We start from the raw sequence: 25,964 nt of genomic DNA, 5'->3' as shown, positions 1-25,964 counted from the left end.
GCTGTAAACTGAAAACTTGTTTCATCACGAGGAAGAGATGCCTAGTCAGAAAATTAGAATTCGCTTGAAAGCATACGACCACAAGCTGCTTGATACCTCTGTTGGCGAGATCGTCGACACCGCGAAACGGACCGGGGCACGCGTTGCCGGCCCGATCCCGCTGCCGACCGTGATCAACAAGTACTGCGTGCTTCGTGGACCGCACGTCGACAAGAAGTCGCGCGAGCAGTTCGAGATCAGGACCCACAAACGCCTGATCGACATCCTCGAGCCGACTCAGCAGACTGTTGACGCTCTGATGAAACTCGACCTCTCCGCAGGTGTGGACGTCGAGATCAAGCTTTAATACAAGGATAGGAAGTCGACCATGAATAAGGGATTGATTGGGAAAAAGCTGGGGATGACCCAGATATTCGCCGAAGACGGCAGACGCATCGCTGTTACCGTCGTCGAGGCTGGGCCGTGCGTCGTCGTCCAGAAGAAGAGCGTGGCAAAGGACGGCTACTCCGCCATACAGGTCGGTTTCGGAGCGAAGGAAGCCTCCAGGGCTAACGCAGCACAGGTCGGGCACTGCAAGGGTGCCGGCGCGGGCGTGTTCACCCACTACCGCGAACTGCGCATGGACGACACCGACGCCTACAACCTGGGCGACGTGATTGAGGCTGCGGTTTTCGAGGAAGGCGACCTGGTCGACGTGACCGGCACCTCCATCGGTAAGGGTTTTGCCGGCGTCATCAAGCGCTGGGGCTTCAAAGGCGGACGGTCGAGCCACGGCTCCCGTTTCCACCGTGCTCCGGGCTCCATCGGCTGCTCCGCGACCCCCTCCAGGGTTTTCAAGAACAAGAAGATGCCGGGCCAGCTCGGTAACGAGAAGGTGACCGTGCAGCGCCTCAAGGTGGTTCGCGTTGACGCTGCTGACAATCTGATTCTGCTCGGTGGAGCGATCCCCGGTTCCGCCAACGGCGTTGTCCTGATCAAGGACTCCGTCAAGGCGAAGAAATAACGGGGGCTGGAGATAGTTATGGCAAAGCTAGACGTATTTGACATCAAGAAAGCAAAGGTCGGTGAGATCGAGCTCGACGACGCAGTCTTCAACGACGACGTCCGCGAGTACCTGATCCACGAGGCCGTAAAGATCCAGCTCGCTAACCGCAGGCAGGGTACCGTTGCCGTCAAGAACCGCGCCCTGGTGGCAGGTTCCGGCAAGAAGCCGTTCAAGCAGAAGGGAACCGGCCAGGCCCGCCAGGGTTGCCGCAGGGCTCCCCAGTACCCGGGCGGCGGCGTCGCCTTCGGTCCGCAGCCGAAAGACTACAACCTCTCCATGAACAAGAAGGCGAGGAAGGCCGCGCTGAGAAGCGCTCTTTCGATGCTCTACAAGAAGGACGCAATCACCGTGGTGAACAGCTTGGAGCTTCCCTCCATCAAGACAAAGGCATTTGTTGAGGTACTAACTGCTTTTAACCTTGACAAGACGCTCGTTATCACTGATACTGCGACTCCCACTTTAGAACTGTCCGCCCGCAATGTGAAACACGTCAAGGTGCTGGGTCCTGAAGGTCTCAATATTTTCGACATTATGAAATACCAGAGCGTCGTCTTTACCGAGGCAGCCGTTCGTCGTGTTGAAGGAGCATTACAGTCATGAACATTTATGACGTCATAAAGAAACCTCTCATCACTGAGAAGACCACGGTAGAGAAAGACGACAAGAACGTCGTCGCTTTCGTGGTGAACGGCGCGGCCAACAAGATAGAGATCAAGGCGGCCGTCGAGAAGCTCTTCAACGCGCAGGTTTCCGCCGTCAACACCGTCAACGTGGCCGGCAAAACCAAGCGCACCGCCAAGGGCATCGGCAAGCGTTCTAACTGGAAGAAGGCGTACGTCACCCTGAAAGAGGGTTCCAACGTAGATTTCTTCGAAGCATAAAAATATCTGTGGGGATTTAGATAATGGCTATAAAAACTTACAAACCTACTTCTCCGGGTAGAAGGGCGCAGACCTGCTCGACCTTCGAGGAGATCACTGCCTGCAAGCCCGAGAGGTCCCTCGTTGAAAACCTCAAGAAAAGCGGCGGCAGGAACTCGAATGGCCGCATCACTTCCAGGAACGTCGGTGGTGGTCACAAGCAGAAGTACAGGATTATCGACTTCCGCCGTGACAAGACCGACATCCCGGCCAAGGTCGCCAGCATCGAGTACGATCCGTGCCGCAGCGCGCGCATCGCTCTTCTTAACTACGCAGACGGCGAGAAGCGCTACATTCTGGCTCCGCTTTCCCTGAAAGTGGGTGACGCCGTTATCTCCAGCGAGCAGGCCGACATCAAGCCGGGCAACGCGCTCCCCATCAGGTGCATCCCGCTGGGTACTATCATTCACAACATCGAGCTGAAGATCGGCAAGGGCGCACAGCTTGCGCGCTCCGCCGGCACCTTCGCACAGCTCATGGCCAAAGAAGGGAAGTACGGCCAGGTGAAGCTCCCCTCCGGCGAAGTCCGCATGATCCTGATGGACTGCAAGGCGACCATCGGCCAGGTGGGCAACGTGGATCACGAGAACGTCTCCATCGGCAAGGCGGGCCGCTCCCGCTGGCTCGGCGTACGCCCCCACGTAAGGGGCGTCGCGATGAACCCGGTCGACCACCCGCACGGCGGTGGCGAGGGCAGGACCTCCGGTGGCCGTCACCCGGTAACCCCGTGGGGTATCCCGACGAAGGGTTACAAGACGCGCACCAACAAGCGTTCCACCCCGTTCATCGTGAAGAAACGCACCAAATAAATCATCTGGATAGAGGATTTTAAAAGATGGCAAGATCTATAAAGAAGGGGCCTTTCGTCGACGGACATCTGGAAGCGAAAGCCCAGGCAGAACAGGCCGGCAGCAAGAAGGTGATCAAGACCTGGTCGCGTCGCTCGACCATCATCCCCGAGTTCATCGGACTCACCTTCGCGGTGCACAACGGCAAGAAGTTCATCCCTGTGTTCGTCACCGAGAACATGGTCGGCCACAAGATGGGCGAGTTCTCACCCACCAGGACCTTCTACGGCCACGCTGCTGACAAGAAGAGCAAGCTCAAGAAGAAGTAAGGTCCCTAAAGGAGTTTTGTAATGGAATCATCGGCTAAATTATCCTCTGTCCGCCTCTCTCCGAGAAAGACACGCCTGGTCGTGGATCTCGTCAGGGGCAAGGGCATTCAGACTGCGCTGAACACTCTGCGTTTTTCGCCGCAACCGTCGGCGAAGCTCATCTCGAAGCTCCTCTCCTCTGCCGTGGCCAACGCCGAGCAGAAGGGTTGCTCCGATGTGGACAAACTCTTCGTCAAGACGATTTTCGTCGACGGCGGCGCAGTACTTAAGCGCTTCACCCCCCGCGCCATGGGCCGGGCCAGCAAGATCAGAAAACCGACGAGCCACATTACCGTGGTCCTTGCGGAAAAGAAATAAGAAACGGGTCGGAGGTGATGTTTTGGGTCAGAAAGTAAATCCTATCGGGTTCAGACTCGGGGTTATTAAAACCTGGGATTCGAAATGGTACGCGGAAAAAGATTATGCAAAGCTTCTTCACGAAGATCTGAAGCTGCGCAATTTCCTTAAAAAAAGGCTGTATCATTCCGGCGTCTCCAAGATCGAGATCGAGCGCGCTGCGGGCAAGGCGAAGATAAATATCTACACCGCCCGTCCGGGCCTCATCATCGGTAAGAAGGGCTCCGAGGTCGAGACCCTGAAGAAGGAGCTGGCCAAGCTCACCGACAAAGAGGTCTACCTTAACATACAGGAAGTCAGGAAGCCCGAGCTGGACGCACAGCTCGTCGCCGAGAACGTGGCCATGCAGCTGGAGCGCCGTATCGCGTTCCGCCGTGCCATGAAAAAGAGCGTCACCTCGACGCTCAAGTTCGGCGCCAAAGGGATCAGGATTACCTGCTCGGGCCGTCTGGGCGGCGCAGAGATGTCCAGGACGGAATGGTACCGCGAGGGGAGGGTGCCGCTGCACACGTTGCGCGCGGACATCGATTACGGCTTCGCCGAGGCGAAGACCACCTACGGGATCATCGGCGTAAAAGTGCTCCTCTTCAAGGGTGAAGTGCTCTCCGCTAAAAAATAGGAACAGGAGTTTTTTGCGATGTTAATGCCCAAGAAAGTTAAGTATAGAAAGCAGATGAAGGGGCGCATGACCGGTACTCCGCAGCGCGGCGTTGAGCTCGCCTTCGGCGACTTCGGCCTGCAGGCCACCGAGTGCGGCTGGCTGGACTCCCGCCAGATCGAAGCTGCCCGTATCGCTATGACCCGTTACATCAAGAGGGGTGGCAAGATCTGGATCCGTATTTTCCCGGACAAACCGCTCACCTCGAAACCTGCCGAGACCCGTATGGGTAAGGGGAAAGGCTCCCCGGACTCCTGGGTTTGCGTCATCAAGCCGGGCAGGATCCTTTACGAGATGGAAGGGGTCAGCGAGGAAGTAGCGCGCGAGGCGTTCAGGCTCGCGGCGCACAAGCTCCCCGTAGCCAGCAAGTTCATCACAAGGACGGAAATCAATGAAGGCTAACGAACTGAAAAAAGCGACGGCTGCTGAGCTCGAAGCCAAAGGCACGGAGCTGACCAAGGAACTCTTCAACGTGAAGTTTCAGCTTCACACCGGGCGGCTGGAAAACACTTCCAAGGTTTCCAACCTGAGGAAGGACATCGCCCGCGTGAAGACCATACTCCGTGAAAAGAGAGGCTAAGAGATATATATGAGCGAAAGAGGCAACAGGAAAACTCAGGTCGGTGTGGTCGTCAGCGACAAGATGGACAAGACCGCGGTAGTGAAAGTCGACCGTCTGGTGAAGCACCCCGTCTACAACAAGTACATCAAGCGCTCCGCCAAGTACAAGGCGCACGACATGGACAATGCCGCGAAGATCGGCGACCGCGTCCTCATCGTAGAGACTCGTCCGCTTTCCAAGGACAAGCGCTGGAAAATCAGACAGATTATCGAGTCCAAGGGTTAAGGGCTCGCCGGGAGTTAAACAATGATTCAGATGCAGACACTATTGGACGTGGCGGACAACTCCGGCGCGAAGAAGCTCTTTTGCATTAAAGTGCTCGGCGGCTCCAAGCGCCGTTACGCCGGGATTGGCGACATCATCGTCGCTTCCGTGAAGGAAGCTCTCCCCAATTCGAAGGTGAAAAAGGGTGACGTGGTGAAGGCTGTCGTGGTGCGCACCGCCAAGGCTGTGGGACGTCCTGACGGCTCCTACATCCGTTTCGACACCAACTCCGGCGTGGTCATCAACAACGCCAAGGAGCCGGTCGGCACTCGTATCTTCGGGCCGGTCGCCAGGGAACTTCGCGCCAAGAAGTTCATGAAGATCATATCCCTCGCCCCCGAGGTACTTTAGACAAGATCCTGGAGAATAAGAGATGCTGGGCAAAAAATTACATGTAAAGAAAAACGACACCGTCGTGGTCATCGCGGGCAAGGACCGCTCCAAAAGCGGCAAGGTGATCTCCATCCATCCCAAGAAGGACGGGGTCATCGTCGAAGGGGTCAACGTGGTCAAGCGCCACCAGAAGCCCCGCGGGTCCGAGCAGGGGGGCATCCTGGAGAAGGAAGCTCCGGTGCACATCTCCAACGTCATGCTGCTCTGCGGGAAGTGCAACAAGCCGGTCAGGACCAAAACCACCGTACTCGAAGACGGTAAGAAGGCGCGCTGCTGCGTAAAATGCGGCGAGTCTTTCGATAAATAGTTTGGAGGATTGCAATGGCACGGCTAGCTGAGCTTTACAATAAAGAGATGGTTCCGGCCCTCATGAAGGACCAGAATTACAAGAACATCATGGAAGTCCCCAAGCTGGTGAAGATCGTGGTCAACATGGGCCTCGGCGAGGCGATCCAGAACGTCAAGATCCTGGACTCCGCAGCAGAGGAACTGGCCGCCATCACGGGGCAGCGCCCGGTCATCACCAAGGCGAAGAAGTCCATCGCGGGCTTCAAACTGCGCCAGGGGATGCCTATCGGCTGCGCCGTGACGTTGCGCCGCGAGAAGATGTACGAGTTCCTCGACCGCCTGGTTAGCGTATCGCTGCCGCGCGTCCGCGACTTCAAGGGGATCTCCGGCAAGGCCTTCGACGGCAAGGGTAACTACTCCCTGGGCGTCAAGGAGCAGTTGATCTTCCCCGAGATCGATTACGACAAGGTCGACAAGATCAAGGGCCTCAATATCACGATCGTGACCACGGCAAAGACCGACGCTGAGGGGAAAGCCCTGCTCAAGCTGATGGGTCTGCCGTTCAGGAACTAATACAGGTTTGGAGGAACTCCGTGGCTAAGACATCTATGATCATAAAGGCTCAGAGAGGGAACAAGTTCAAGGTGCGCGAGCGTAATCGCTGCCCTTTGTGCGGCCGCCCCAGAGCTTACTACCGGAAATTTGACATGTGCAGGATCTGCCTGAGGAAGCTGTCCAACCTCGGTCAGATTCCCGGTGTGATAAAGTCCAGTTGGTAAAAAGATTCCGATTTAGGAAAGAGGAGTAGTTTGTATGTGCATGACAGATCCAGTTACCGACATGCTGACCAGAATCAGGAACGCTGGTATGGCAAAACACCAGAAAGTTGACATTCCCTCGTCGAACCTCAAGGTGAGCCTCGCCACGGTGCTGCGCGCCGAAGGGTTCATCAAGAACTTCAAGGTGATCGCGGACAACAAGCAGGGTATCCTGCGGGTTTACCTCAAGTTCATCGACGAGAAGGAACCGGTCATCAACGAGATCAAGAGGATCAGCAAGCCGGGCGGCCGGGTCTATGTCAACTCCGACAAGATCAAGCAGGTGAAGAACGGACTGGGCGTAGCCATCCTCTCGACTTCGAAGGGGCTGGTAACCGACAAGACCGCCCGTGAAATGGGCATCGGCGGAGAAGTTCTCTGCACGGTCTGGTAGTCATTTCGCTTTAAGGAGCTTTGCATGTCTAGAATAGGAAAACTTCCCATCGCGATTCCCGCGGGGGTGAAAGTCATATACAACGCCCCTGAGATCAAGGTGGAGGGCCCGAAAGGGAAACTCGCCCGCAGCATCGGGGAAGGCGTCTCCGTCGACGTGACCGCGCAGGCGATCACGGTGAACAGGAACGACGACACCATCAAGTCCCGCTCGGCCCACGGCCTGACCAGGACCCTGATCAACAACATGGTGGTCGGCGTCTCCAAAGGGTTCGAGACGCTGCTCGAGATCAACGGCGTCGGTTACCGCGCCGAGGTGAAGGGCAACGTGCTGAACCTGGCCCTGGGCTTCTCGCACCCGGTCAACTTCGAGCTTCCGGCAGGCATCACCGTCGAGGTGGAGAAGATGACCAAGCTGAAGGTCATGGGCATCGACAAGGAGATGGTCGGCGAGACCGCCGCCAAGATCCGCGCGTTCCGTCCGCCCGAGCCGTACAAGGGCAAGGGTGTGAAGTACGCTGACGAAACGATTCTGAGAAAAGCCGGCAAAACCGGTAAAAAATAGCAATTGCTAAGGAGAAGTGCCTTGAGTTCTTTAGCCCAAAAACAGGTAGCTCGTCTTAAGAGACAGACCAGGGTCAGGAAGAAAATAACCGGATCGCCGGCACGCCCGAGACTGAACGTCTTCAAGAGTGCACGCCACATATACGCTCAGTTGATCGACGACACCACCGGCGCAACCCTCGCCTCGGCCTCCACCCTGGTGGGCGACGTTGCCGAGGGGCTCAGCTACACCGGCAACATCGAAGCTGCCGCCAAGGTGGGCGCCGCGATTGCCAAGAAGGCCCTGGAGAAGGAAATCACCGCGGTGGTCTTCGACCGCAACGGCTTCCTCTACCACGGTAGGATCAAAGCTCTGGCTGACGCCGCACGCGAAAACGGTCTGTCCTTCTAGGGCAGGTAAGGAGGAATTAGTTTGCTTAAGATCAATGCCAGTGAAATGAATCTTACCGATAGGGTCGTCCACATCAGCCGCGTAGCCAAGGTGGTGAAGGGTGGCCGCAGGTTCAGCTTCTCCGCCCTCGTGGTGGTAGGCGACGGTAACGGCTGCGTGGGCTACGGCCTGGGCAAGGCCAACGAAGTGCCGGAAGCGATCCGCAAAGGGGTCGAGCAGGCCAAGAAGAACCTGATCAAGGTTCCCATCGTGGCCGGCCAGACCATCCCGTTCGAGATCCTCGGCTGCTTCGGCGCGGGCAAGGTTCTCATGATGCCCGCTTCCCCGGGTACCGGTGTCATCGCAGGCGGCGCCGCCCGCGCGGTATTCGAGTCGGCAGGTCTGCACAACATCCTTGCCAAGTGCCTGGGCTCCAACAACCCGCACAACGTGGTCAAGGCCGCATTCGCGGGTCTCTCCCGTCTCAAGACTGCGGAAGAGCTGATGGCGCGTCGCGGCATCACCGAATAGCATTTAAGGAGTTGAACATGTCTGCAGAACTGAAGATAACCCTGGTTCGGAGCGCCATCGGCCAGTCCGAGAAAATGAAAGGCCGTCTGCTCGGCATGGGGCTCACCAAGCGTGAGAAGACCGTGACCCTGCAGGACACCCCGGAGATCCGCGGCATGATCGCCAAGGTGGCCCATCTGGTAAGAGTCGAAGAGTAATCCCCCTAAAGGTGATAAAAATGCAATTAAATACCATCAAACCGGCCGTCGGGTCGACCAAGAATAGAAAGCGTATCGGCAGGGGCATCGGCTCCGGTCACGGCAAGACCGCTACCAAGGGCCACAAAGGCCAGAAGGCGCGCTCCGGCGGTTCTGTGAAGCCCGGCTTCGAGGGCGGCCAGATGCCGATGCACAGAAGGCTTCCCAAGCGCGGATTCACCCCGCTGTCCAAGAAGGACTACGCCCTGGTGAACCTCTGCCAGCTGGAAGTGTTCGAGGCGGGGAGCGTCATCGACGCCGAGGCGCTTCTGAAGAGCGGGATCATCTCCGGCGTGCGCGACGGCATCAAGGTGCTGGCAACGGGTGACATCACCCGGGCACTGACCATCAAGGCTCACAAATTCAGCGCCTCTGCTCGCGAAAAAATAACTGCGGCAGGTGGATCCATCGAGGAGATTTAGTCTTGATAGAAGCCTTCCAGAACATTTTCAAGATCCCCGAGCTCAAAAAGAAGGTCCTGTTTTCGCTGGCCATGCTGGCCGTCTACCGGGTAGGGTGCCACATCCCTACTCCGGGGATCGACGCCCAGGCGCTCTCGCAGTTCTTCAAGGCTGCGCAGGGCACGCTGCTCGGTATGTTCGACATGTTTTCTGGCGGGGCTCTCGAGAAGCTGACCGTCTTCGCCCTCGGCATCATGCCGTACATCTCCTCCTCCATCATCTTCCAGCTCCTCACCGTAGTGCTTCCCGCCGTCGAGAAGCTTTCCAAGGAAGGTGACGCTGGCAGGAAGAAGATCATCCAGTACACCCGCTACGGCACCATCGTGCTGGCGGTGGTCCAGGCGTTCGGCATCAGCATCGGCCTCGAAGCCATGCGCGGCCCCGCCGGCGAGCTGGTGGTGCCGAATCCGGGCTGGAGCTTCAGGCTGATGACGGTGATCACCCTGACCGCAGGTACCGCGTTCATTATGTGGCTCGGCGAGCAGATGTCCGAGAAGGGGATCGGCAACGGTATCTCCCTGATCATCTTCGCCGGCATCGTGGCTCGTATCCCGAACGCCATCGGCAACAGCTTCCGCCTGGTCAAGACCGGCGAGCTCTCTCTCTTCGTGTTGATCCTGATCGCCGCGGTGATGTTCGCGGTGATCGCGGCGGTGGTCTTCATGGAGCGCGGCCAGCGCAGGATCCCGATCCACTATGCCAAGAGGGTTGTGGGGCTCAAGACCGTCGGCGCGCAGAGTTCGCACCTGCCGCTTAAGGTGAACATGGCCGGCGTCATCCCGCCGATCTTTGCTTCGTCGATCATCATGTTCCCGGCCACGGTGGGCAACTTCATCGACGTCCCCTGGGTGCAGGCAGCATCGAAACAGCTGGCCCCCGGAAAGTTGCTCTACGAGATTTTATTTGTTGCCTTTATCGTCTTTTTCTGTTACTTCTACACGGCTGTGACTTTCAACCCGGTTGATGTCGCCGACAACGTCAAGAAGCAGGGGGGGTACGTCCCCGGGATCCGTCCCGGCAAGGAGACCTCCGACTTCCTCGACGCGGTGCTGACCAAATTGACCTTCGCCGGTGCCATCTACATCTCCGCTGTCTGTGTGCTTCCTTCGATCCTGATCGGGAAATTCAACCTCCCCTTCTACTTCGGCGGCACTTCCCTGCTCATCGCCGTTGGCGTTGGCATGGACACCCTGGCGCAGATAGAGGCGCACCTGATTACCCGTAGCTACGAAGGGTTCATGAAGGGTGTGCGCATACAGGGTAGAAGGTAAGGGGTTATCATGAATCTCATCCTCCTCGGACCCCCGGGCGTCGGCAAGGGGACCCAGGCAAAACTTCTCATAGACAGGTTTGGTATCCCGCAGATATCGACAGGCGATATTCTGCGGGCTGCCGTTAAAGAGCTCACTCCCATGGGAGCGAAGGCCAAGGGGTACATGGACTCCGGCGCGCTGGTTCCCGACGAGGTCGTGATCGGCATCGTCGAGGAGAGGCTGGCGCAGGCGGACTGCCAGAAGGGATTCATCCTGGACGGTTTCCCCCGCACGGTCCCCCAGGCAGACGCCCTTGGTCAGGTCCTTTCCGGCATGGGGAAGTCGATCGACCACGTAGTCTCGCTGTCTGTGGACAAGGCAGAACTCCTGAAGCGGCTCACCGGCCGTCGCGCTTGTGCCAATTGCGGCGCCGGCTACCACGTCGACTTCGCACCTTCCAAGGTTGCAGGCGTATGCGATGCCTGCTCCGGCCAGTTAGTCCAGCGTGAGGACGACAAGGAAGAAACCATCCTGAACCGCCTGGCGGTTTACGAAGCGCAGACCGCACCTCTGATCGCCTACTACCAGGCGGCAGGGCTGCTCCGCTCGGTCGATGGCCTCGGGACCGTAGAAGGGGTCCAGGCGGACATCCTCGCGGCGGTACAGGCCTAGCGGTGATCGTACTCAAATCCCCGGCTGAGATCGAGAAGATGGCGGCCGCCGGAAGGATCGTAGCTGAGATCCTGGCCGGGCTCAGGGAAAAGGTGGCACCCGGGGTTACCCTGGCAGAGCTGGACGCATTCGCGGAGAGGGAAACGCTGAAGAGGAAGGCGAAGCCAGCCTTCAAGGGTTACAGCGGCTTCCCCTTTTCGCTTTGTTGTTCGGTAAACGAGCAGGTGGTTCACGGTTTCGCGACGCAGCGCGTCCTGGTCCCGGGCGACATCGTCAGCCTCGACTTCGGCGTCGTCTACGGCGGCTTTTACGGCGATTCGGCTATTACGGTTCCCGTAGGTGAGATCTCCCCGGCCGCGGCCAAGTTGATCAAGGTCACCGAGGAGTCGCTCTACAAGGCGATCGAGGTCGCTGATGCCTTGCACCGCCTCTCGGACGTGTCCCACGCGGTGCAAGCCTACGTCGAGGCGCGCGGCTTCTCCGTGGTGCGCGACTTTGTCGGGCACGGCATCGGCAAAGAGCTGCACGAAGGGCCGCAGATCCCGAATTTCGGTGTGGCCGGCAAAGGGCCCAAGCTGAAGCCGGGCATGGTGCTCGCCATCGAGCCAATGATCAACGAGAAGGGATACGACGTGCGGGTGCTGGCAGACGGTTGGACCGCAGTCACCACAGATGGCGGACTCTCGGCACACTTCGAGCACACGGTGGCAGTAACGGACAATGGTCCGTTGATACTTACACAAATTTAGAACAGCAATACGTCTTCAAAAGGAAGTGAACTATGAAGGTTCGGGCATCGGTTAAGAAGATCTGTGTTAAATGCAAGATAGTTAAGCGCAAGGGCATCGTCCGCGTTATCTGCGAGATTCCCAAGCATTCACAGAGACAGGGTTAAGAGTAACCATTAGGAGGAGCGGGCATTGGCACGTATCGCAGGGGTAGACTTACCCAGGAATAAGAGAATAGAGATCTCACTCACTTACATCTACGGCATTGGCAGATCTCTGTCCCAGGAAATTCTCAAGGCAGCCGGTGTGGACATGAACACCCGTTGCGACGACCTGACCGAGGCTGAAGTCACCAAGATCAGGGAGTATATTGATAAGAACGTGAAGGTCGAAGGCGACCTGCGCCGCGACATTTCCATGAGCATAAAGCGTCTGATGGATCTCGGCTGCTACCGCGGACTTCGTCACAGGAAAGGTCTTCCCTGCCGCGGACAGCGGACCAAGACCAATGCACGCACTCGCAAAGGGCCGGCTCGTACGGTCGCTGGCAAGAAGAAATAAGATTCTGGAGGGATAATGGCGAGCCCGGCTAAGAAGGTCGTTAAGAAGAAAAAAGAGAAGAAGAATATTCCTAATGGCGTCGCGCACATCCAGGCGACGTTCAACAATACCATGATCACCATCACCGACCCGGTCGGTAACGTGGTAGCCTGGTGCACCTCCGGTGCCAAGGGTTTCAAAGGGTCCAGGAAGAGCACCCCGTTCGCAGCGCAGATGGCTGCCGAGGATGCCGCCAAGAAGGCCCAGGAGCACGGTATGCGCAGCATCGAGGTGTACGTGAAGGGTCCCGGTTCCGGCCGCGAGTCCGCTCTGCGCGCGCTGCAGGCCGCCGGCTTCGCCGTCAGCTTCATCCGCGACGTCACGCCGATCCCGCACAACGGCTGCCGTCCCCCGAAGAGAAGAAGAGTCTAGGCCTTAATCGAGCCTGGAGTTACGGAACAATCAGTTAGGATCAAGGAGGTCTTCAATTGGCTAGGTATACAGGGCCCTCATGCAGGCTGTGCAGACGGGAAGGTTCGGAGCTATTTCTTAAAGGCGAGCGTTGCTACACCGACAAATGTGCCATTAAGAGAAGAAGCTATCCCCCGGGGCAGCACGGCCAGGGCCGCATAAAGGTATCAGATTACGGTGTTCAGCTGCGTGAAAAGCAGAAGGTGCGTCGCATCTACGGCATCCTCGAGAACCAGTTCCGCGGTTACTTCGAGACGGCCGACCGGATGAAAGGCGTGACAGGCGAGAACCTCCTCTTCATCCTGGAGAGAAGGCTCGACAACGTCGCTTACCGCCTTGGCTTCGCAACCTCGCGCGACGAGGCACGTCAGCTGGTACGTCACGGACACTTCACCCTGAACGGCAAGAAGGTCAACATCCCTTCCCTTCAGGTGAAGGCAGGCGATGTCCTGCAGCTGCGCGAGAAGAGCCGCAAAGTTGCCGCCATCTCCGAATCTCTCGAAGGCGTAGTACGCAGGGGTATCCCGCAGTGGCTTGAACTGGATAAGGATGCGTTCAAAGGTACCGTCAAGGCTATGCCGGTACGCGAGGACATCACCATGCCGATTCAGGAACAGTTAATTGTCGAGCTCTACTCCAAGTAAAGGCTGACTACAACCGATACAGGGGGATCTAAATGTATAGAAACTGGCGCGATCTGATCAGACCTAAGAAGCTCCAGGTTGAGACGGAATCGCTCACAAATACATACGGGAAGTTCTTTGCCGAGCCTTTTGAAAGGGGCTTCGGCACCACCCTGGGAACAGGTCTGCGTCGGGTCCTCATCTCCAGCCTGCAGGGGGCGGCCATCGTCTCCGTGAAGGCGAAGGGCGTACTGCACGAGTTCTCCGCAGTCCCGGGCGTCACCGAGGACATGACGGACATCATCCTGAACCTCAAGGGTGTGCGCCTCAAGGTGCACGGCAACGAGTCCAGGATGATCAGGATCGTCCAGAAGGGCGAGGGGGTGGTGAAGGCGAAGGATATCATCACGGACAACAACGTGGAGATCCTGAACCCCGAGCACCACATCGCGACCTGCTCCAAGGACGCGAACCTGGAGATGGACCTCATGGTCAAGGTCGGCAAAGGGTACGTCCCCGCTGACCGCAACCGCGACGAGAAGGCGCCGGTAGGGACCATCCCCATCGACGCGATCTTCTCCCCGGTCCACAAGGTGAACTTCACTGTAACCAACGCTCGCGTGGGTCAGATCACTGACTACGACAAGCTCACCATCGAGGTCTGGACCGACGGCAGCGTCAAGCCGCAGGATGCCGTGGCCTACGCTTCCAAGATCCTCAAGGACCAGCTTTCCATCTTCATCAACTTCGATGAGGACGTAGAGCCCCAGGAGGAGGCGGAGCCGGAGGAGGAGCGCGAGCGTTTCAACGAAAACCTGTACCGCTCGGTAGACGAGTTGGAACTCTCGGTTCGCTCCGCGAACTGCCTGAAGAACGCTGGGATCAAGCTGATCGGCGAACTGGTTTCCAGAAGCGAAGCCGAGATGCTGAAGACCCAGAACTTTGGCAGGAAATCTCTGAACGAAATCAAGGACATCCTCGTCGACATGGGCCTCACCCTCGGCATGAAACTGGAGAACTTCCCGGATCCCGAGATCATGAGGCGCCTGCGCGGCGAGCAGAAAGAAGAATAGTCCTCAAGACTTTATTTATAGATAGAAAGGAAGTGAAAAGATATGCGTCACAATAGCGCGGGTAGAAGATTAGGCAGGACCACAAGCCACAGGATCGCCATGTTCAGGAATATGGTGACATCCTTTCTCCAGCACGAAAAGATCACCACGACCGACGCCAAGGCGAAGGAGCTCCGCTCCATCGCTGAGAAGATGATCACCCTGGGCAAAAGGGGTGACCTTCACGCGACCAGGCAGGCAGCCGCCTACATCCGCGATAAGAAAGTCGTGACCAAGCTTTTCACCGAGATCGCTCCGCGTTACACCGAGCGTCCGGGTGGCTACACCAGGATCATCAAACTCGGCATCCGTCCGGGCGACAATGCTCCGGTGTCCGTACTCGAACTGGTGGAAGCCGAGATGAAACCGAAGAAAGCAGCCGCCAAGCCGGCCAAGGCGCCCAAGGCCGCCAAGGCAGCTCCGGTTGCCGCTGCTCCGGCAGAAGAAGCACCGGTCGCAGAAGCGCCGGTTGCCGAGGCTCCGGCAGCAGAGGAAAAAGAGGAAACCACCGAGGCGTAGGCCGCGGCTGGTACTGATGCAAAAAAGGAGGGGCGCGGGAAACCGCGCCCCTTTTCGCGTGGGCGGCCAGAAGCCGTTTTTCTCCCTCGTGATGATCGCTGATGATGAACTTCTCCTTTTGCTGGTCTTCGTTTATTCCTTCCATCCCCTTCGTCCCTGTTAAAAGCCTTTACCCCGGCGCCAGTCCCCCATCTTCTCCTTTACATAAAAACCACCTCTCTGATAATATGCGCAGTTCATGAAGATCAAGAGACTAGAAATACACGGCTTCAAATCCTTTCAGGACAAGGCTGTCCTGGACTTCAACCAGCCGATAACCGGGGTGGTCGGCCCCAACGGTTGCGGCAAGTCCAACGTCGTCGACGCGATCCGCTGGGTCATGGGGGAGCAGTCCGCCAAGAACCTGCGCGGCAAGTCGATGGAGGACATCATCTTCGGCGGCACCGAGTTCAGGAAACCGCTTGGCATGGCCGAAGTCTCCCTGTTCTTCTCCACCGAGGACGGCCGCGTCCCCGCCAAATACCTGAACTTTTCCGAGATCCAGGTCACCCGCCGCCTCTACCGCGACGGCGACAGTGATTACCTGCTGAACAAGACCCCATGCCGTCTTCTGGACATAGCCGAGCTCTTCATGGACACCGGCATCGGCGCCAAGGCCTACTCGATCATCGAACAGGGCAAGATCGGCATGATCCTGCACGCAAAGCCCGAGGAACGCCGCTTCCTGATCGAGGAAGCCGCCGGGGTCACCAAGTTCAAGGCGCGCAAGGTAGTCGCCATGAAGAAGATGGAGGCGACCCGCCAGAACCTTTTGCGCCTGGGAGACATAATCTCCGAGATCAAGCGCCAGATGAACGGTCTGCAGCGCCAGGCGAAGAAGGCCGAGCGCTTCCGCGAGATACGGCTCGAACTGAAGGAGATCGAGCTGCTTTTCGCCGCCAAGGGGTACGGTTCGGTGCAGAAGCAGCGGCAGGGGCTGGAGCGGGAAATTGCGGAACTCGAGTCCAAGCTGGTCGACATCACCGCGCGGCTCAACGAGGCTGAGCTTTCCATAGAAGGGAAGAGGATGGCCCTGCTGGAGACCGAGCGCGCGCTTTCCGCAGCCCAGGAGGAGATCTTCCGCTGGAAGAGCGAGCTGCAGGGAGGGGAGAACAAGCTTGAATTTCAGCGGCGGGAGCTCGCCAACCAGGAGCGCCACGGCGCGCGGTTCCAGGAAGAACTCCAGGGGCTCAAGGACCAGCTGGCCGCTTCGGAGCGCGAACTTGCCTCGCTGGAGGCCCAGCAGGCAGCCTTTCTCGAAGAGCACGCCCGCGAGAGCGAGGCGCTGGAGCACCGGGAGTCGCTGCTGGAAGAAATGGCGGCGAGCGAGGCTGGTGTCACCCGGGACCTCGATGAGGCGCGGCGCGCCCTGTTCGCGGCACTTTCCGAGGGCGCCCAGGCGAACAACCAGCATGCCGCAGCGGTCAAAAGGCTCGCCTCCATAGACGAGCGCCTGCAGGCAAGCCAACGGGAGCGCGTGCTCCTGGGGGAGCGCCTTTTCGAGTCCAACGGGAAGGTGGACGCGCTCAAGGTCGAGCGCGAGCAATTGGCCCGGGATAAAGAGCAGCTGGATGAAGAACTGACGCTCGCGGGAAGCCGCGAGGCGGAGCTCAAGCAGGCGCAGGAGGCCGGCGACAAGCTGCTGCAGCAGCGTCGCGACGAGCTTTCCTCCGCGTCCTCGCGGCTTAAGTCGCTCCAGGAACTGGAGGCCCAGTTCGCCGGGTACGGGCAGGGGGTGAAGAACCTGCTCCTGGCGGACTCGTTCAAGGGGGCTTCCCTCACCATGCTGGCCGATGCCATCGAGGTCGAGGAAGAGTTCGAGGTGGCGCTTGAATCCGTGCTGGGAGAGCGTCTGCAGTACCTTCTGTGCGGCTCCCCGGACCTGGCTCTGGATGCGGTCCGGCATCTCAAGGGAAGCTCCGGCGGGCGCTGCAGCTTCATCACGGCCCCACCGTGGCACCACAAAGGTGCAGCGCCTGCCGGCGCGGCGCCGCTTTTGGAGCGGGTCACCGTTCCGGCCCAGCACGCGCAGCTGGTCGAGCCGCTGCTCTCAGGCGCGTACCTGGCGCGGGACCTTCATCATGCCCTTGAACTTGCGGCCTCCTTCCCCCACGCCACCTTCGTTACTGCGGACGGTGACCTGGCCCATGGCGGCGGCATCCTGAACGGCGGCTCCGCCGAACCCGCACAGCAAGGGATCATTCACAAAAAGCGCGAAATCAAGGCGCTGGGATCCGATGTGGAGCGCCTTGCCGGCGAGGTGCAGCAGCTGGCAACTGCACGCGAAAGCAGGAGGGTGGAGATCGCCGAGGCCGAAGCCCACCGGGTCGAACTGCGCCAGTCGTTGCATCGCCTGGAGATCAGGGTGTTGAACGCGGAAAAGGACCTCCAGTCCGCGCAGGCCGAGTGCCGCAGGCTCGAGGAGAATGCCGCCGTCCGCGAGATGGAGCAGGAGCAGTTCTCCGAAGAGAAGGATCTCGTCGCCAAGGAAATCGCACAGGCGGATAACCGGCGGGGAGAAGCCGAAGAGCGCAAGGCAGCCCTGGAAAAGAATGTCGAGGCGCTGCAGGGACGCCTGGAAGGATCCCGGTTCGAGATGGAAGAGGCACGCGAGATGGTCACCTCCCTCAAGGTGCGGGTGGCCGCGCTCAAGGAAAAGGGGGAGTCGACCCAGCGCGCTTACCGGCGCGTGGAGGGGCTTTGCGTCGACCTGACCAGCCGGATCGCCTCACGCGGCAGCGAGCTGGAGGGGTCGGGTGCCGAACGCACGCGACTGATCGCGGCGATCGCCTCGGGCGAGGAGGCGCTGCGCGATATCGTGAAGCAGCAGCTTAAAAGCGAACAGGCGCTGCTCCTGGTGAAAGAGCGTTACGAGGCGGAGGCGGCAACGGTTCAGGAGGAGGAGCTCCGGCTGAAGGGAACCCGCAGCGAGGCCGCTGTTTTGCGGGACCAGCTCAACGCCAAAAGCCTGCGGCTCACCGAGGTCAGCATGCGGCTTTCCCACCTGGAGGAGACCCTGCGCGAAAAGCACCGCATGGAGATCGCCGACGCCCTTTTGAACTATTCCAAGGTGGAGTGGGACGAGGAAGAAAGCGCCGCGCGCCAGTCCGAACTGCAAAAGTCGATCAACGAGATGGGCGAGGTGAACCTGATGGCGATCGAGGAATTCAAGGAGATGGAGGAGCGTTTCTCCTTCCTCTCGGGCCAGAAGGACGACCTGGAAGAATCGATGAACGCGCTGCAGAAAGCCATCCAGCGCATCAACCGCACCACGCGCAAGCGATTCCTCGAGACCTTCCAGATGGTGAACGAGAAGTTCCAGACCATCTTCCCGAGGCTCTTCTGTGGCGGTCACGCGGAACTGCGCCTGACCGACGAGGAGGACCTCCTCAACACCGGGCTCGACATCGTGGTACAGCCTCCCGGCAAGAAGCTGCAGAACGTGTCGCTTCTCTCGGGTGGGGAGAAGGCGCTAACCGCCGTGGCGCTGATCTTCTCCATCTTCCTGATCAAGCCCTCGCCCTTCTGTCTGCTGGACGAGGTCGACGCTCCGCTGGATGACGCGAACATCGGAAGGTTCAACGACATGGTGCGCGAGATGAGTGCCAACTCGCAGTTCATCATCATCACCCACAACCGCGCCACCATGGCAGTGGCCGACACCCTCTACGGGGTCACCATGGAGGAGCCGGGTGTCTCGAAGCTGGTGTCGGTGCGGCTCAACCGCTAGCCACCCCCGAAGGCGTCCTCTGGCTTGAACCCTATCTTATTTGACGTAGGAGCTTGACGTGCCGTTCAAGAGACTGTTGACTTCACTGGTCGAGGCTGTGCCGGGTGCTAGCGGGGCTATCCTTGCGGATTGGGAGGGAGAGGCCGTGGAGCAGCACACCGACGGCGACGCTTTCGAGATCAAGGTGGCCGCCGCGCACTGGGGTATCTTGCTGACTCATTTCAAGGGGCTGCACCACAAATACGAAACGGGGCCGGTGCAGCAAAGCGTGATTACGACGGACCAGCAGCACGTGATAGTGGGGGCGGTGGGGGACGACTACGCCCTGGTCATGACCATGAACAGAAACGCACTGCCGCTCCTGGCGCTCAACAAGTTCCGGGAGACCGCCGCGCTTTTGCATAAGGAGATCTATTGATGGCCGAGGAAAACAAGGGCTTTTTCAAAGGACTGCTGAAGAAACTCGGGGTGGGGCCGGTCGAGGAACCTGCTCCCTCTGAGAATGAAGCGAGGCAGGAAGGCGAGCCTGGCCAGGCGCCGGAGTCCGAGGAGCTGCAGGCGCCGGTCCCCCCCCCGCAGCAGGAGCAGGTCGCGCAGGCTGCACCGTCCGAGGCACCCGCATCGGCTGAGCCATCGCGCTCTCCATGGGTTGAGCCCCCTGCACCGGCGCCGCGCCCCGCGTGGCATGAACCCGCGGTCGCGGTGCAGCCTCTCCCCGAGCCGGAGGCAGTTAAGCCCAGCTTCTTCGAGCGTCTGAAAAAAAGCCTGAGCAAGACCCATGAGAGCATCGTCGGTCGTATGGATACGCTGCTTTTGGGCAAGAAGCAGATCGATACGGACACCCTGGAGGAGCTCGAGGAGATCCTGATCACTGCGGACCTGGGGGTGAAGACCACCGTGGACCTGATCCGTACCCTGGAGCAGCGCCTCAAGCGGGATGAACTGCAGGACGGTGACGCCTTGAAAAAGGCCTTGAAGGAGGAAATCCAGCTGCGCCTGATGGCCCATGCCGCGCCGCTGGTGGTGACCGACAAGAAGCCGTTCGTGATTCTCGTCATCGGGGTGAACGGCGTCGGCAAGACCACGACCATCGGGAAGCTCGCCGCCCGCTACGCAGGGGAGGGGAAGAAGGTTCTCCTCGCCGCGGCGGACACGTTCCGTGCCGCAGCCGCGGAGCAGCTCGAGCTGTGGTCGCAGCGCGTGGGCGCCGACATCGTGCGCCACAAGGAGGGGGCGGATCCTTCCGCCGTCGTCTTCGATGCCTGCAAGGCGGCCGTCGCGCGCGGCACCGACGTTCTCATCATAGACACCGCCGGGCGCATGCACACCAAGGTTAACCTGATGGAGGAGATGAAGAAGATCCGCCGGGTGCTAACCCGCGAGATTCCGGACGCCCCGCACGAGACGCTTTTGGTTCTTGATGCCGCCACAGGGCAGAACGCCCTGTCCCAGGCGAAGCTCTTCAAGGAGGCCGCTTTCGTCTCCGGCGTGGTTCTGACCAAACTCGACGGCAGCGCCAAGGGTGGCGTCGTGGTCGCGGTGAGTAATGAGTACGCGCTTCCGGTTCGGTTCATTGGCGTAGGAGAGTCGGTAGAGGATCTCCGGGAGTTCGACCCGGCCCAGTTCGTGGAGGCTCTTTTCCAATAATTGCCTTGACTTTTGAGTACTTATTGCATAAGATTTCGCCGCAAAAGGTGAAATAATGAGTAACGACTTGTTTAATAAGCTGGAGGAACGGGTAGTCTCTCTAATGAATGTCGTTGCCGAGTTGAAGCTCGAAAACGTCAGGCTGAAAGAGGAGAACTTCCGGCTTAGCGAAGAGAGGGCCGGGTTCAAATCCCGAATTGATTCCATTCTCAAGAAGTTGGAAGGGGTCTGACAGCTTGATCTCGACACACAGCATAAGGGTTCTGGGGAGGGATCTCCAGGTAAAGAGCGTTTCCGCCCCCGAGCATGTGGCGCAGGTCGAGGCGCTTGTTAATGATAAATTGGCTGAAGCGGAAGCCGCGGTAAGTGGCGGCGACACTCAGGTGGTAGTGATCTTGGCACTGATGAATCTTGCCGAGGCTCTCCTGGGCGCACAAAACGAGCTGGCGGAAGAACGGCGCAACAGCAATGAGCGGATCGCCGGACTCATCGAACGATTGGATCGGCAGAAGGTTTAGAGTTTCAGGTCTCTTGCGGGAGATTAAACATATAGCAGATAGGTTGTACGGTTGCACAGCTTTGCCAGAACCTGCGCGGGGTCCTATGTTCCCTGCCCCGTGTTTGTTGATAGTAGCCTAAAGACGTTTAGCAGCATGTCCTGAGGTTAATGGCTGCAATATATACAAGTTCAATGGCGCTTCACTTGAACGCGGCCCTTTCTATCTTACCTGTCATCGCAGCACCCGTAACACCATCCGCGTCCCCCACCAAGAGTACCTGTCTTCAGGACGGCGCCTGCCGTCTGCCTTTTTGTCTCTACGGATAAGAAAAGTTATGCCCAAACGCAGCCTTAGAGCCGCGACTCTCGCCCGCAGGCGCGAATTGACGCGGCAGCAGGTGGCGAGCCTGAGCTTCGCTTTGCACCAGCGCTTCCTCGGACTTCCGGAGTTCGAAGCCGCCAAGGTGGTGGCGCTTTATGCCCCGATCCACCACGAGGTCGAGACTGACGCCGTTGCCATGGCGGCGCTCACCTCGGGGAAGACGCTCCTCTACCCGGCTGTCGTAGGCGATGATCTTGAATTTCGCAGGGTCTGCGCGCTGGACCGACTGGTTCCAGGCAAGTTTGGGATACTGGAGCCTCAGGGACAAGCTGTAGATCCTGCAAGCGCCGACCTCATCGTGGTTCCCGGTGTTGCCTTCGACCTTTGCGGTAGGCGCATCGGCTACGGCAAGGGGTTCTACGACCGGTCGCTGCACCGGCTGGAAAGAAGCGGCAGGCTGGTGGCGTTTTGTTACGATTTTCAGCTGGTTGAAGAGATAGCCGGCGAACCGCACGATGTGACGATGGACTTCATCGTCACTGAGCTTCAGGTGGTTCGCGTTAATAAAAATATATGTGAGGGGGAATAACAGTGAGTATTGACATTACGATAACCATAATCCTCGTTCTTGTAGCGGCCGGTATCGGTTACGCGATTGGGAACGTGCTGCGCAAAAAACTATCCAACTCCCTGGTGTCCGATGCCGAGACGCTCGCCGCCAAGATGATCGAGGACGCCAAGCGTCAGACTGAAGTGATGGCCATGGAGGCCGCGGTCCAGGCAAAGGACGCGGTATACCAGGCAAAAGAAGAGCTGGAGAAGCAGTTCGAGCAGGAAACGCGGGAGAAACGCCGTGATCTCCAGGCTCTCGAGAAGAGGCTGCAGCAAAAAGAAGAGAACCTCGACAAGAAGACCAATCTCTTTGACCAGCGTGACGCGGACTTCCTGAAGCGGGAACAGGCGCTGGCCGTTCGCGAGCAGTCCCTGGTCACCAAAGAGCAGGCGCTCGGGCAGAAGGAGGAAAGGCTCGACGCGCTGGTCGGCGAGCAGAAGGCGAAGCTGGAGCAGATCGCCGGCATGACCGCCGCCGAGGCGAAGAAGTTCCTCATGGACTCCATGGAGGACGAGGCCAAGCTCGACGTCGCCAAGCTGATCAAGGCGATGGAGGAGGAGGCCAGGGAGACTGCGGACAAGAAGGCGAAGGAGGTTCTCGCCCTTGCCATGCAGCGCTACGCCGGCGAGTACGTCGCCGAGCGGAGCGTTTCGGTGGTGACCCTCCCCTCCGACGAGATGAAGGGGCGCATCATCGGCCGTGAAGGACGCAACATCCGGGCGCTTGAGGCGGCAACCGGCATCGACCTCATCATCGACGATACGCCTGAGGCGGTCATCCTCTCCGGGTTCAACCCGGTCAGAAGGGAAGTCGCGAAGCTTTCGCTGCAGAAACTGATCGCCGACGGCAGGATCCACCCGGGCCGCATCGAAGAGGTAGTCGCCAAGTCCCAGGAGGAAATCGAGCAGGCGATGAAGGAAGCAGGCGAGCAGGCTGCCTTCGATCTGGGCGTGCACGGCATTCACCCCGAGATCCTCAAGCTGATCGGCAGGCTCAAGTACCGCACCTCCTACAGCCAAAACGTCTACCAGCACTCGCTGGAAGTAGCCTTCCTCTGCGGCATCATGGCCGCCGAGCTCGGCATCAACGTGAAGCAGGCCAAAAGGGCCGGCCTTCTGCACGACCTCGGCAAGGCGGTCGACCACGAGGTGGAAGGCTCACACGCCGTCATCGGCGCCGACATCGCCAAGAAGTACGGCGAGTCCCCGAAGATCGTGCACGCGATCATGGCGCACCACGAGGACGAGAAGCCGGCCACGGTGCTCGCCGTCCTGGTACAGGCAGCGGACGCGCTCTCCGGAGCCCGCCCCGGTGCCCGTCGCGAGATGATGGAAACCTACGTGAAGCGTCTGGACGACCTGGAGAGGATCGCCACCTCGTTCGACGGTGTCCTGACCTCCTTCGCCATTCAGGCTGGCCGCGAGATCCGTGTCATGGTCTCCAGCGAGCAGGTGACCGACGACCGTGCGCTGGTTTTGGCCAAGGACATTGCCAAGAAGATCGAGACCGAGATGACCTATCCGGGTCAGATCAAGGTGAACGTGATCAGGGAAACCAGGGCCACCGAATATGCCCGTTAAGCTTCTCTTCATCGGTGACGTCATCGGGAAGCCGGGGCGCGAGGCCCTCTCCCGTGAATTGCACCGGATCGTGGACCGCCACATGGTCGATTTGGTCATCGCCAACGGCGAGAACGCGGCAGGCGGGTTTGGTCTGACCGAGGAGACCGCCCAGGATATGTTCAAGTGCGGCGTCCAGATGATTACCTCCGGGAACCACATCTGGGACAAGAAGGACGCGCTCGAGTACATCAAGAGGGAAGAGCGGATCGTGCGTCCGGCAAACTACCCCGAGGGGACCCCCGGCAGGGGAACTACCATCGTCAAGACCCCGGGTGGAGTGAAGGTCGGCATTCTGAACCTCGAGGGGCGCGTCTTCATGAACAATCTCGACTGTCCCTTCCGTTGCGCCGATCGAGAGATAGCTAAACTGAAGGAAGAGACGGCGGTCATCCTGGTTGACTTTCACGCCGAGGCGACCAGCGAGAAGGTTTCCCTAGGGTGGTACCTCGACGGCCGCGTGTCGGCCGTCATCGGCACCCACACCCATGTGCAGACCGCGGACGAGCGCATCCTTACTGCCGGAACCGCCTACATGACCGACGCCGGCATGACCGGGGCCTTCGATTCGGTGATCGGCGTGAAAAAGGAAGAAGCGATTCTGAAGTTCGTGAGCCAGCGTCCCTCGAAGTTCGAGGTGGCGAAAAAGGACATCCGCATCAACGCCGTCGCCATCGAGGTAGACGAGAAAACCGGCCTGGCCCTGGGTATCGAGAGAATCAACATCCCTTGCGGGTAGAGGGGGCAATCCTGCTCTTGGACACGCGGCCGCGGCCAACGCGTCCCCGGCGGGAGAGGGACAGGGTGAGGGTTTTTTGAAATAACTTTGGAGGGAAAGTGATGACCGTTGCAGAGCAGATGGAAATAATCAAGAGGGGCGCCGTAGAGATTCTGGTGGAGAAGGAGCTGGTTGAAAAGCTCGAAAAATCCGTCAAGACCGGCGTGCCGCTCAAGATCAAGGCCGGTTTCGATCCGACCGCGCCGGATTTGCATCTGGGGCACACCGTGCTGTTGCACAAGATGCGTCAGTTCCAGAAGCTCGGCCACGAAGTCCACTTCCTGATCGGCGACTTCACCGGGATGATCGGCGATCCCACTGGCAAGTCGGAAACCCGCAAGGTCTTGACCCGCGAAGACGTGTTGAAGAACGCGGAGACCTACAAGGAGCAGGTCTTCAAAATCCTCGATCCCAAGCTGACCAAGGTGGTGTTCAACTCCGAGTGGCTCGGTAAGCTCTCCGCATCCGACATGATAGGGCTTGCCTCCAAATACACGGTCGCCCGTATGCTGGAGCGTGAAGATTTCAGCAACCGTTTCTCCAACCAGCTTCCCATCAGTATCCACGAGTTCATGTATCCCCTGGTTCAGGGGTACGATTCAGTGGCTCTCAAGGCTGACGTCGAGCTGGGCGGCACCGATCAAAAGTTCAATCTCCTGGTTGGGCGCGAACTGCAGAGGGAGTGGGGGCAGGCTCCCCAGTGCGTCATCACCATGCCGCTTCTGGAAGGTCTCGACGGCGTGAACAAGATGAGCAAGTCCCTGGGCAACTACATCGGCATCAACGAGCCGGCGGACGAGATCTACGGGAAGATCATGTCTATCTCCGACGAGCTGATGGTTCGCTACTACGAACTGTTGAGCGATCTCACCATAGTCGAGTTCGAGAAACTCAAGGCTGACCTGAAGGCAGGGGCCATTCATCCGATGGAAGCAAAGAAACAGTTGGCCCGTGAGATGGTAGGGCGCTACCACGGTGCAGAGGCTGCCACCCTTGCTGACGAGAACTTCGTCAAGCGTTTCAAGAACAACGAGACCCCGGAGGACATGCCGGAGTTCACTCTCAAGGCTGAGGGGGAGAAGGTTCTGCTTTGCAAGGTGTTGGCGGAGGCGCAGCTCACCAAGTCCAACAGTGAGGGGCGTCGTTCCATCCTGGGCGGCGGCGTAAAGATCAACGGCGAGAAAGTGTCGGACGAGAACCTGGAAATAACCTGTGTCGGCGAGTATGTCATCCAGGTCGGGAAGCGTCGCTTCGCCAAGGTCCGTTTCGCCTAGGCCATAAAAAGACAGTATTCGATAACAGTGGGGCGGCGCGCAGCGCCGCCCTTTTCAGTGTGTCATTTGCAAGTGTCCATAACGTCCATTGGGTCCACCAGGTCCACACCGTCCATAAAAAGCCGCTTCCATGGCTACTCAGTTGCCCCTTTTCACCATTGGAAAAAACAAACGACAAACCCGTTGACGCGGGGGAGGGGTTTTGTTATAACCACCATCCGCTGACGAACGACGCAGTTGTTCGGCAGCGGGTCGGAAAAAAAGCATTGACAGCAAAAAACGTCTTTGCTATAAAGTCTGACTTCGCAGCACAGTTCTTTGCAACCGAATAAGCCGGAATGAAGTTCGTTAACTGTTGTTAGTCAGCAGCTTGAGATTGAGAGCGTAAAGCTCGTAATCTCATCGGTGACTGCAGCGGAAAACAACTTTGAAAAAATCTGAAAAGAATT

39 protein-coding genes are annotated in these 25,964 nt (G+C 58.8%); all 39 read left to right on the top strand.

What is annotated here, in order from left to right:
• Nucleotides 1-37: 37 nt before the first annotated feature.
• The 39 genes from rpsJ (at nucleotide 38) to tyrS (ending at nucleotide 25,515) form a co-directional block, all read left to right on the top strand.
• Nucleotides 38-346 carry a 30S ribosomal protein S10 gene (gene rpsJ, locus GEOBRER4_RS16310; RefSeq protein WP_012529365.1) on the top strand — a complete coding sequence of 103 codons (309 nt, stop codon included), beginning with the start codon at nucleotides 38-40 and terminating at the stop codon, nucleotides 344-346.
• Nucleotides 347-367: 21 nt separating this feature from the next.
• Nucleotides 368-1,003, top strand: coding sequence for a 50S ribosomal protein L3 (gene rplC, locus GEOBRER4_RS16305; RefSeq protein ID WP_185243174.1), 636 nt, complete (start codon nucleotides 368-370; stop codon nucleotides 1,001-1,003).
• An 18-nt stretch (nucleotides 1,004-1,021) separates the two neighbouring features.
• Nucleotides 1,022-1,645 (top strand): 50S ribosomal protein L4, encoded by a 624-nt coding sequence (rplD, locus tag GEOBRER4_RS16300; protein ID WP_012529367.1) that lies wholly within the window; start codon nucleotides 1,022-1,024, stop codon nucleotides 1,643-1,645.
• On the top strand, nucleotides 1,642-1,926 hold the full coding sequence (locus GEOBRER4_RS16295) for a 50S ribosomal protein L23 (RefSeq protein WP_185243173.1): 285 nt from the start codon (nucleotides 1,642-1,644) through the stop codon (nucleotides 1,924-1,926). The genes rplD and GEOBRER4_RS16295 overlap by 4 nt, the downstream gene beginning before the upstream one ends.
• A gap of 23 nt (nucleotides 1,927-1,949) precedes the next feature.
• Entirely contained in the window at nucleotides 1,950-2,774 is an 825-nt protein-coding gene (gene rplB, locus GEOBRER4_RS16290) for a 50S ribosomal protein L2 (protein ID WP_185243172.1), read from the top strand.
• Nucleotides 2,775-2,800: 26 nt separating this feature from the next.
• Nucleotides 2,801-3,082 carry a 30S ribosomal protein S19 gene (rpsS, locus tag GEOBRER4_RS16285; RefSeq protein ID WP_012529370.1) on the top strand — a complete coding sequence of 94 codons (282 nt, stop codon included), beginning with the start codon at nucleotides 2,801-2,803 and terminating at the stop codon, nucleotides 3,080-3,082.
• A gap of 21 nt (nucleotides 3,083-3,103) precedes the next feature.
• On the top strand, nucleotides 3,104-3,439 hold the full coding sequence (rplV, locus tag GEOBRER4_RS16280) for a 50S ribosomal protein L22 (RefSeq protein ID WP_012529371.1): 336 nt from the start codon (nucleotides 3,104-3,106) through the stop codon (nucleotides 3,437-3,439).
• 22 nt (nucleotides 3,440-3,461) lie between these two features.
• Nucleotides 3,462-4,097: a 30S ribosomal protein S3 gene (rpsC, locus tag GEOBRER4_RS16275; protein ID WP_085815233.1), complete on the top strand. Its 636-nt coding sequence runs from the start codon at nucleotides 3,462-3,464 to the stop codon at nucleotides 4,095-4,097.
• An 18-nt stretch (nucleotides 4,098-4,115) separates the two neighbouring features.
• Nucleotides 4,116-4,538, top strand: coding sequence for a 50S ribosomal protein L16 (rplP, locus tag GEOBRER4_RS16270; protein WP_085815232.1), 423 nt, complete (start codon nucleotides 4,116-4,118; stop codon nucleotides 4,536-4,538).
• The gene (rpmC, locus tag GEOBRER4_RS16265; protein ID WP_085815231.1) at nucleotides 4,528-4,716 is read left to right on the top strand and encodes a 50S ribosomal protein L29; all 189 of its coding nucleotides are present in this window, start codon (nucleotides 4,528-4,530) and stop codon (nucleotides 4,714-4,716) included. The genes rplP and rpmC overlap by 11 nt, the downstream gene beginning before the upstream one ends.
• A 9-nt stretch (nucleotides 4,717-4,725) precedes the next feature.
• A complete protein-coding gene (gene rpsQ / locus GEOBRER4_RS16260) occupies nucleotides 4,726-4,983 on the top strand; it encodes a 30S ribosomal protein S17 (RefSeq protein ID WP_012529375.1) in 258 nt (85 codons plus the stop codon).
• A 21-nt stretch (nucleotides 4,984-5,004) separates the two neighbouring features.
• Nucleotides 5,005-5,373, top strand: a complete 369-nt coding sequence (gene rplN, locus GEOBRER4_RS16255; RefSeq protein ID WP_012529376.1) for a 50S ribosomal protein L14 — start codon at nucleotides 5,005-5,007, stop codon at nucleotides 5,371-5,373.
• A 22-nt stretch (nucleotides 5,374-5,395) separates the two neighbouring features.
• Nucleotides 5,396-5,722 (top strand): 50S ribosomal protein L24, encoded by a 327-nt coding sequence (gene rplX, locus GEOBRER4_RS16250; protein ID WP_012529377.1) that lies wholly within the window; start codon nucleotides 5,396-5,398, stop codon nucleotides 5,720-5,722.
• A 14-nt stretch (nucleotides 5,723-5,736) separates the two neighbouring features.
• Nucleotides 5,737-6,276, top strand: coding sequence for a 50S ribosomal protein L5 (gene rplE / locus GEOBRER4_RS16245; RefSeq protein WP_012529378.1), 540 nt, complete (start codon nucleotides 5,737-5,739; stop codon nucleotides 6,274-6,276).
• 20 nt (nucleotides 6,277-6,296) lie between these two features.
• On the top strand, nucleotides 6,297-6,482 hold the full coding sequence (locus GEOBRER4_RS16240; RefSeq protein ID WP_085815230.1) for a type Z 30S ribosomal protein S14: 186 nt from the start codon (nucleotides 6,297-6,299) through the stop codon (nucleotides 6,480-6,482).
• Between the two features lie 34 nt (nucleotides 6,483-6,516).
• On the top strand, nucleotides 6,517-6,915 hold the full coding sequence (rpsH, locus tag GEOBRER4_RS16235) for a 30S ribosomal protein S8 (RefSeq protein WP_185243171.1): 399 nt from the start codon (nucleotides 6,517-6,519) through the stop codon (nucleotides 6,913-6,915).
• Nucleotides 6,916-6,939: 24 nt separating this feature from the next.
• Nucleotides 6,940-7,479, top strand: coding sequence for a 50S ribosomal protein L6 (rplF, locus tag GEOBRER4_RS16230; RefSeq protein WP_185243170.1), 540 nt, complete (start codon nucleotides 6,940-6,942; stop codon nucleotides 7,477-7,479).
• Nucleotides 7,480-7,500: 21 nt separating this feature from the next.
• Nucleotides 7,501-7,869: a 50S ribosomal protein L18 gene (gene rplR / locus GEOBRER4_RS16225; protein ID WP_085815228.1), complete on the top strand. Its 369-nt coding sequence runs from the start codon at nucleotides 7,501-7,503 to the stop codon at nucleotides 7,867-7,869.
• Between the two features lie 21 nt (nucleotides 7,870-7,890).
• Nucleotides 7,891-8,379, top strand: coding sequence for a 30S ribosomal protein S5 (gene rpsE / locus GEOBRER4_RS16220; RefSeq protein ID WP_012529383.1), 489 nt, complete (start codon nucleotides 7,891-7,893; stop codon nucleotides 8,377-8,379).
• A gap of 17 nt (nucleotides 8,380-8,396) precedes the next feature.
• The gene (gene rpmD, locus GEOBRER4_RS16215; RefSeq protein WP_012529384.1) at nucleotides 8,397-8,576 is read left to right on the top strand and encodes a 50S ribosomal protein L30; all 180 of its coding nucleotides are present in this window, start codon (nucleotides 8,397-8,399) and stop codon (nucleotides 8,574-8,576) included.
• Between the two features lie 20 nt (nucleotides 8,577-8,596).
• Complete coding sequence (rplO, locus tag GEOBRER4_RS16210; protein ID WP_185243169.1) at nucleotides 8,597-9,037, top strand: 50S ribosomal protein L15; 441 nt, start codon at nucleotides 8,597-8,599, stop codon at nucleotides 9,035-9,037.
• Nucleotides 9,038-9,039: 2 nt separating this feature from the next.
• Nucleotides 9,040-10,347 (top strand): preprotein translocase subunit SecY, encoded by a 1,308-nt coding sequence (gene secY / locus GEOBRER4_RS16205; protein WP_185243168.1) that lies wholly within the window; start codon nucleotides 9,040-9,042, stop codon nucleotides 10,345-10,347.
• 9 nt (nucleotides 10,348-10,356) lie between these two features.
• Nucleotides 10,357-11,001 (top strand): adenylate kinase, encoded by a 645-nt coding sequence (locus tag GEOBRER4_RS16200; protein WP_185243167.1) that lies wholly within the window; start codon nucleotides 10,357-10,359, stop codon nucleotides 10,999-11,001.
• Between the two features lie 2 nt (nucleotides 11,002-11,003).
• Entirely contained in the window at nucleotides 11,004-11,750 is a 747-nt protein-coding gene (map, locus tag GEOBRER4_RS16195; RefSeq protein ID WP_185243166.1) for a type I methionyl aminopeptidase, read from the top strand.
• Nucleotides 11,751-11,782: 32 nt separating this feature from the next.
• Nucleotides 11,783-11,896, top strand: a complete 114-nt coding sequence (gene rpmJ, locus GEOBRER4_RS16190) for a 50S ribosomal protein L36 (protein ID WP_085815223.1) — start codon at nucleotides 11,783-11,785, stop codon at nucleotides 11,894-11,896.
• A 25-nt stretch (nucleotides 11,897-11,921) separates the two neighbouring features.
• Nucleotides 11,922-12,290 carry a 30S ribosomal protein S13 gene (rpsM, locus tag GEOBRER4_RS16185; RefSeq protein WP_085815222.1) on the top strand — a complete coding sequence of 123 codons (369 nt, stop codon included), beginning with the start codon at nucleotides 11,922-11,924 and terminating at the stop codon, nucleotides 12,288-12,290.
• A gap of 15 nt (nucleotides 12,291-12,305) precedes the next feature.
• Entirely contained in the window at nucleotides 12,306-12,701 is a 396-nt protein-coding gene (gene rpsK, locus GEOBRER4_RS16180; protein WP_012529391.1) for a 30S ribosomal protein S11, read from the top strand.
• Between the two features lie 56 nt (nucleotides 12,702-12,757).
• The gene (rpsD, locus tag GEOBRER4_RS16175; protein ID WP_026842548.1) at nucleotides 12,758-13,384 is read left to right on the top strand and encodes a 30S ribosomal protein S4; all 627 of its coding nucleotides are present in this window, start codon (nucleotides 12,758-12,760) and stop codon (nucleotides 13,382-13,384) included.
• Nucleotides 13,385-13,416: 32 nt separating this feature from the next.
• On the top strand, nucleotides 13,417-14,436 hold the full coding sequence (locus tag GEOBRER4_RS16170) for a DNA-directed RNA polymerase subunit alpha (RefSeq protein ID WP_185243165.1): 1,020 nt from the start codon (nucleotides 13,417-13,419) through the stop codon (nucleotides 14,434-14,436).
• Nucleotides 14,437-14,478: 42 nt separating this feature from the next.
• Complete coding sequence (gene rplQ, locus GEOBRER4_RS16165) at nucleotides 14,479-14,994, top strand: 50S ribosomal protein L17 (RefSeq protein ID WP_185243164.1); 516 nt, start codon at nucleotides 14,479-14,481, stop codon at nucleotides 14,992-14,994.
• Between the two features lie 238 nt (nucleotides 14,995-15,232).
• Nucleotides 15,233-18,763, top strand: a complete 3,531-nt coding sequence (smc, locus tag GEOBRER4_RS16160; RefSeq protein ID WP_185243163.1) for a chromosome segregation protein SMC — start codon at nucleotides 15,233-15,235, stop codon at nucleotides 18,761-18,763.
• A 58-nt stretch (nucleotides 18,764-18,821) separates the two neighbouring features.
• The gene (locus GEOBRER4_RS16155) at nucleotides 18,822-19,181 is read left to right on the top strand and encodes a roadblock/LC7 domain-containing protein (protein WP_085815219.1); all 360 of its coding nucleotides are present in this window, start codon (nucleotides 18,822-18,824) and stop codon (nucleotides 19,179-19,181) included.
• Nucleotides 19,181-20,410, top strand: a complete 1,230-nt coding sequence (gene ftsY / locus GEOBRER4_RS16150) for a signal recognition particle-docking protein FtsY (protein ID WP_185243162.1) — start codon at nucleotides 19,181-19,183, stop codon at nucleotides 20,408-20,410. Before GEOBRER4_RS16155 ends, ftsY begins: the two co-directional genes overlap by 1 nt.
• A gap of 55 nt (nucleotides 20,411-20,465) precedes the next feature.
• Nucleotides 20,466-20,642 (top strand): cell division protein ZapB, encoded by a 177-nt coding sequence (locus tag GEOBRER4_RS16145; RefSeq protein WP_185243161.1) that lies wholly within the window; start codon nucleotides 20,466-20,468, stop codon nucleotides 20,640-20,642.
• 4 nt (nucleotides 20,643-20,646) lie between these two features.
• On the top strand, nucleotides 20,647-20,928 hold the full coding sequence (locus GEOBRER4_RS16140) for a cell division protein ZapA (protein ID WP_185243160.1): 282 nt from the start codon (nucleotides 20,647-20,649) through the stop codon (nucleotides 20,926-20,928).
• A 316-nt stretch (nucleotides 20,929-21,244) separates the two neighbouring features.
• Entirely contained in the window at nucleotides 21,245-21,820 is a 576-nt protein-coding gene (locus tag GEOBRER4_RS16135) for a 5-formyltetrahydrofolate cyclo-ligase (RefSeq protein ID WP_185243159.1), read from the top strand.
• An 8-nt stretch (nucleotides 21,821-21,828) separates the two neighbouring features.
• A complete protein-coding gene (gene rny, locus GEOBRER4_RS16130; protein WP_143424364.1) occupies nucleotides 21,829-23,424 on the top strand; it encodes a ribonuclease Y in 1,596 nt (531 codons plus the stop codon).
• Nucleotides 23,414-24,202 (top strand): TIGR00282 family metallophosphoesterase, encoded by a 789-nt coding sequence (locus GEOBRER4_RS16125; RefSeq protein ID WP_085815214.1) that lies wholly within the window; start codon nucleotides 23,414-23,416, stop codon nucleotides 24,200-24,202. The genes rny and GEOBRER4_RS16125 overlap by 11 nt, the downstream gene beginning before the upstream one ends.
• A 101-nt stretch (nucleotides 24,203-24,303) precedes the next feature.
• Nucleotides 24,304-25,515: a tyrosine--tRNA ligase gene (gene tyrS / locus GEOBRER4_RS16120; RefSeq protein WP_185243158.1), complete on the top strand. Its 1,212-nt coding sequence runs from the start codon at nucleotides 24,304-24,306 to the stop codon at nucleotides 25,513-25,515.
• The last annotated feature ends 449 nt before the right edge of the window (nucleotides 25,516-25,964 follow it).

The sequence above is a fragment of the Citrifermentans bremense genome (assembly GCF_014218275.1).
In the GTDB taxonomy this organism is placed as follows: Bacteria; Desulfobacterota; Desulfuromonadia; order Geobacterales; family Geobacteraceae; genus Geomonas; species Geomonas pelophila.
Note: the sequence above shows the minus strand (reverse complement) of the source record. Positions and strands in the feature narration are given on the sequence as shown.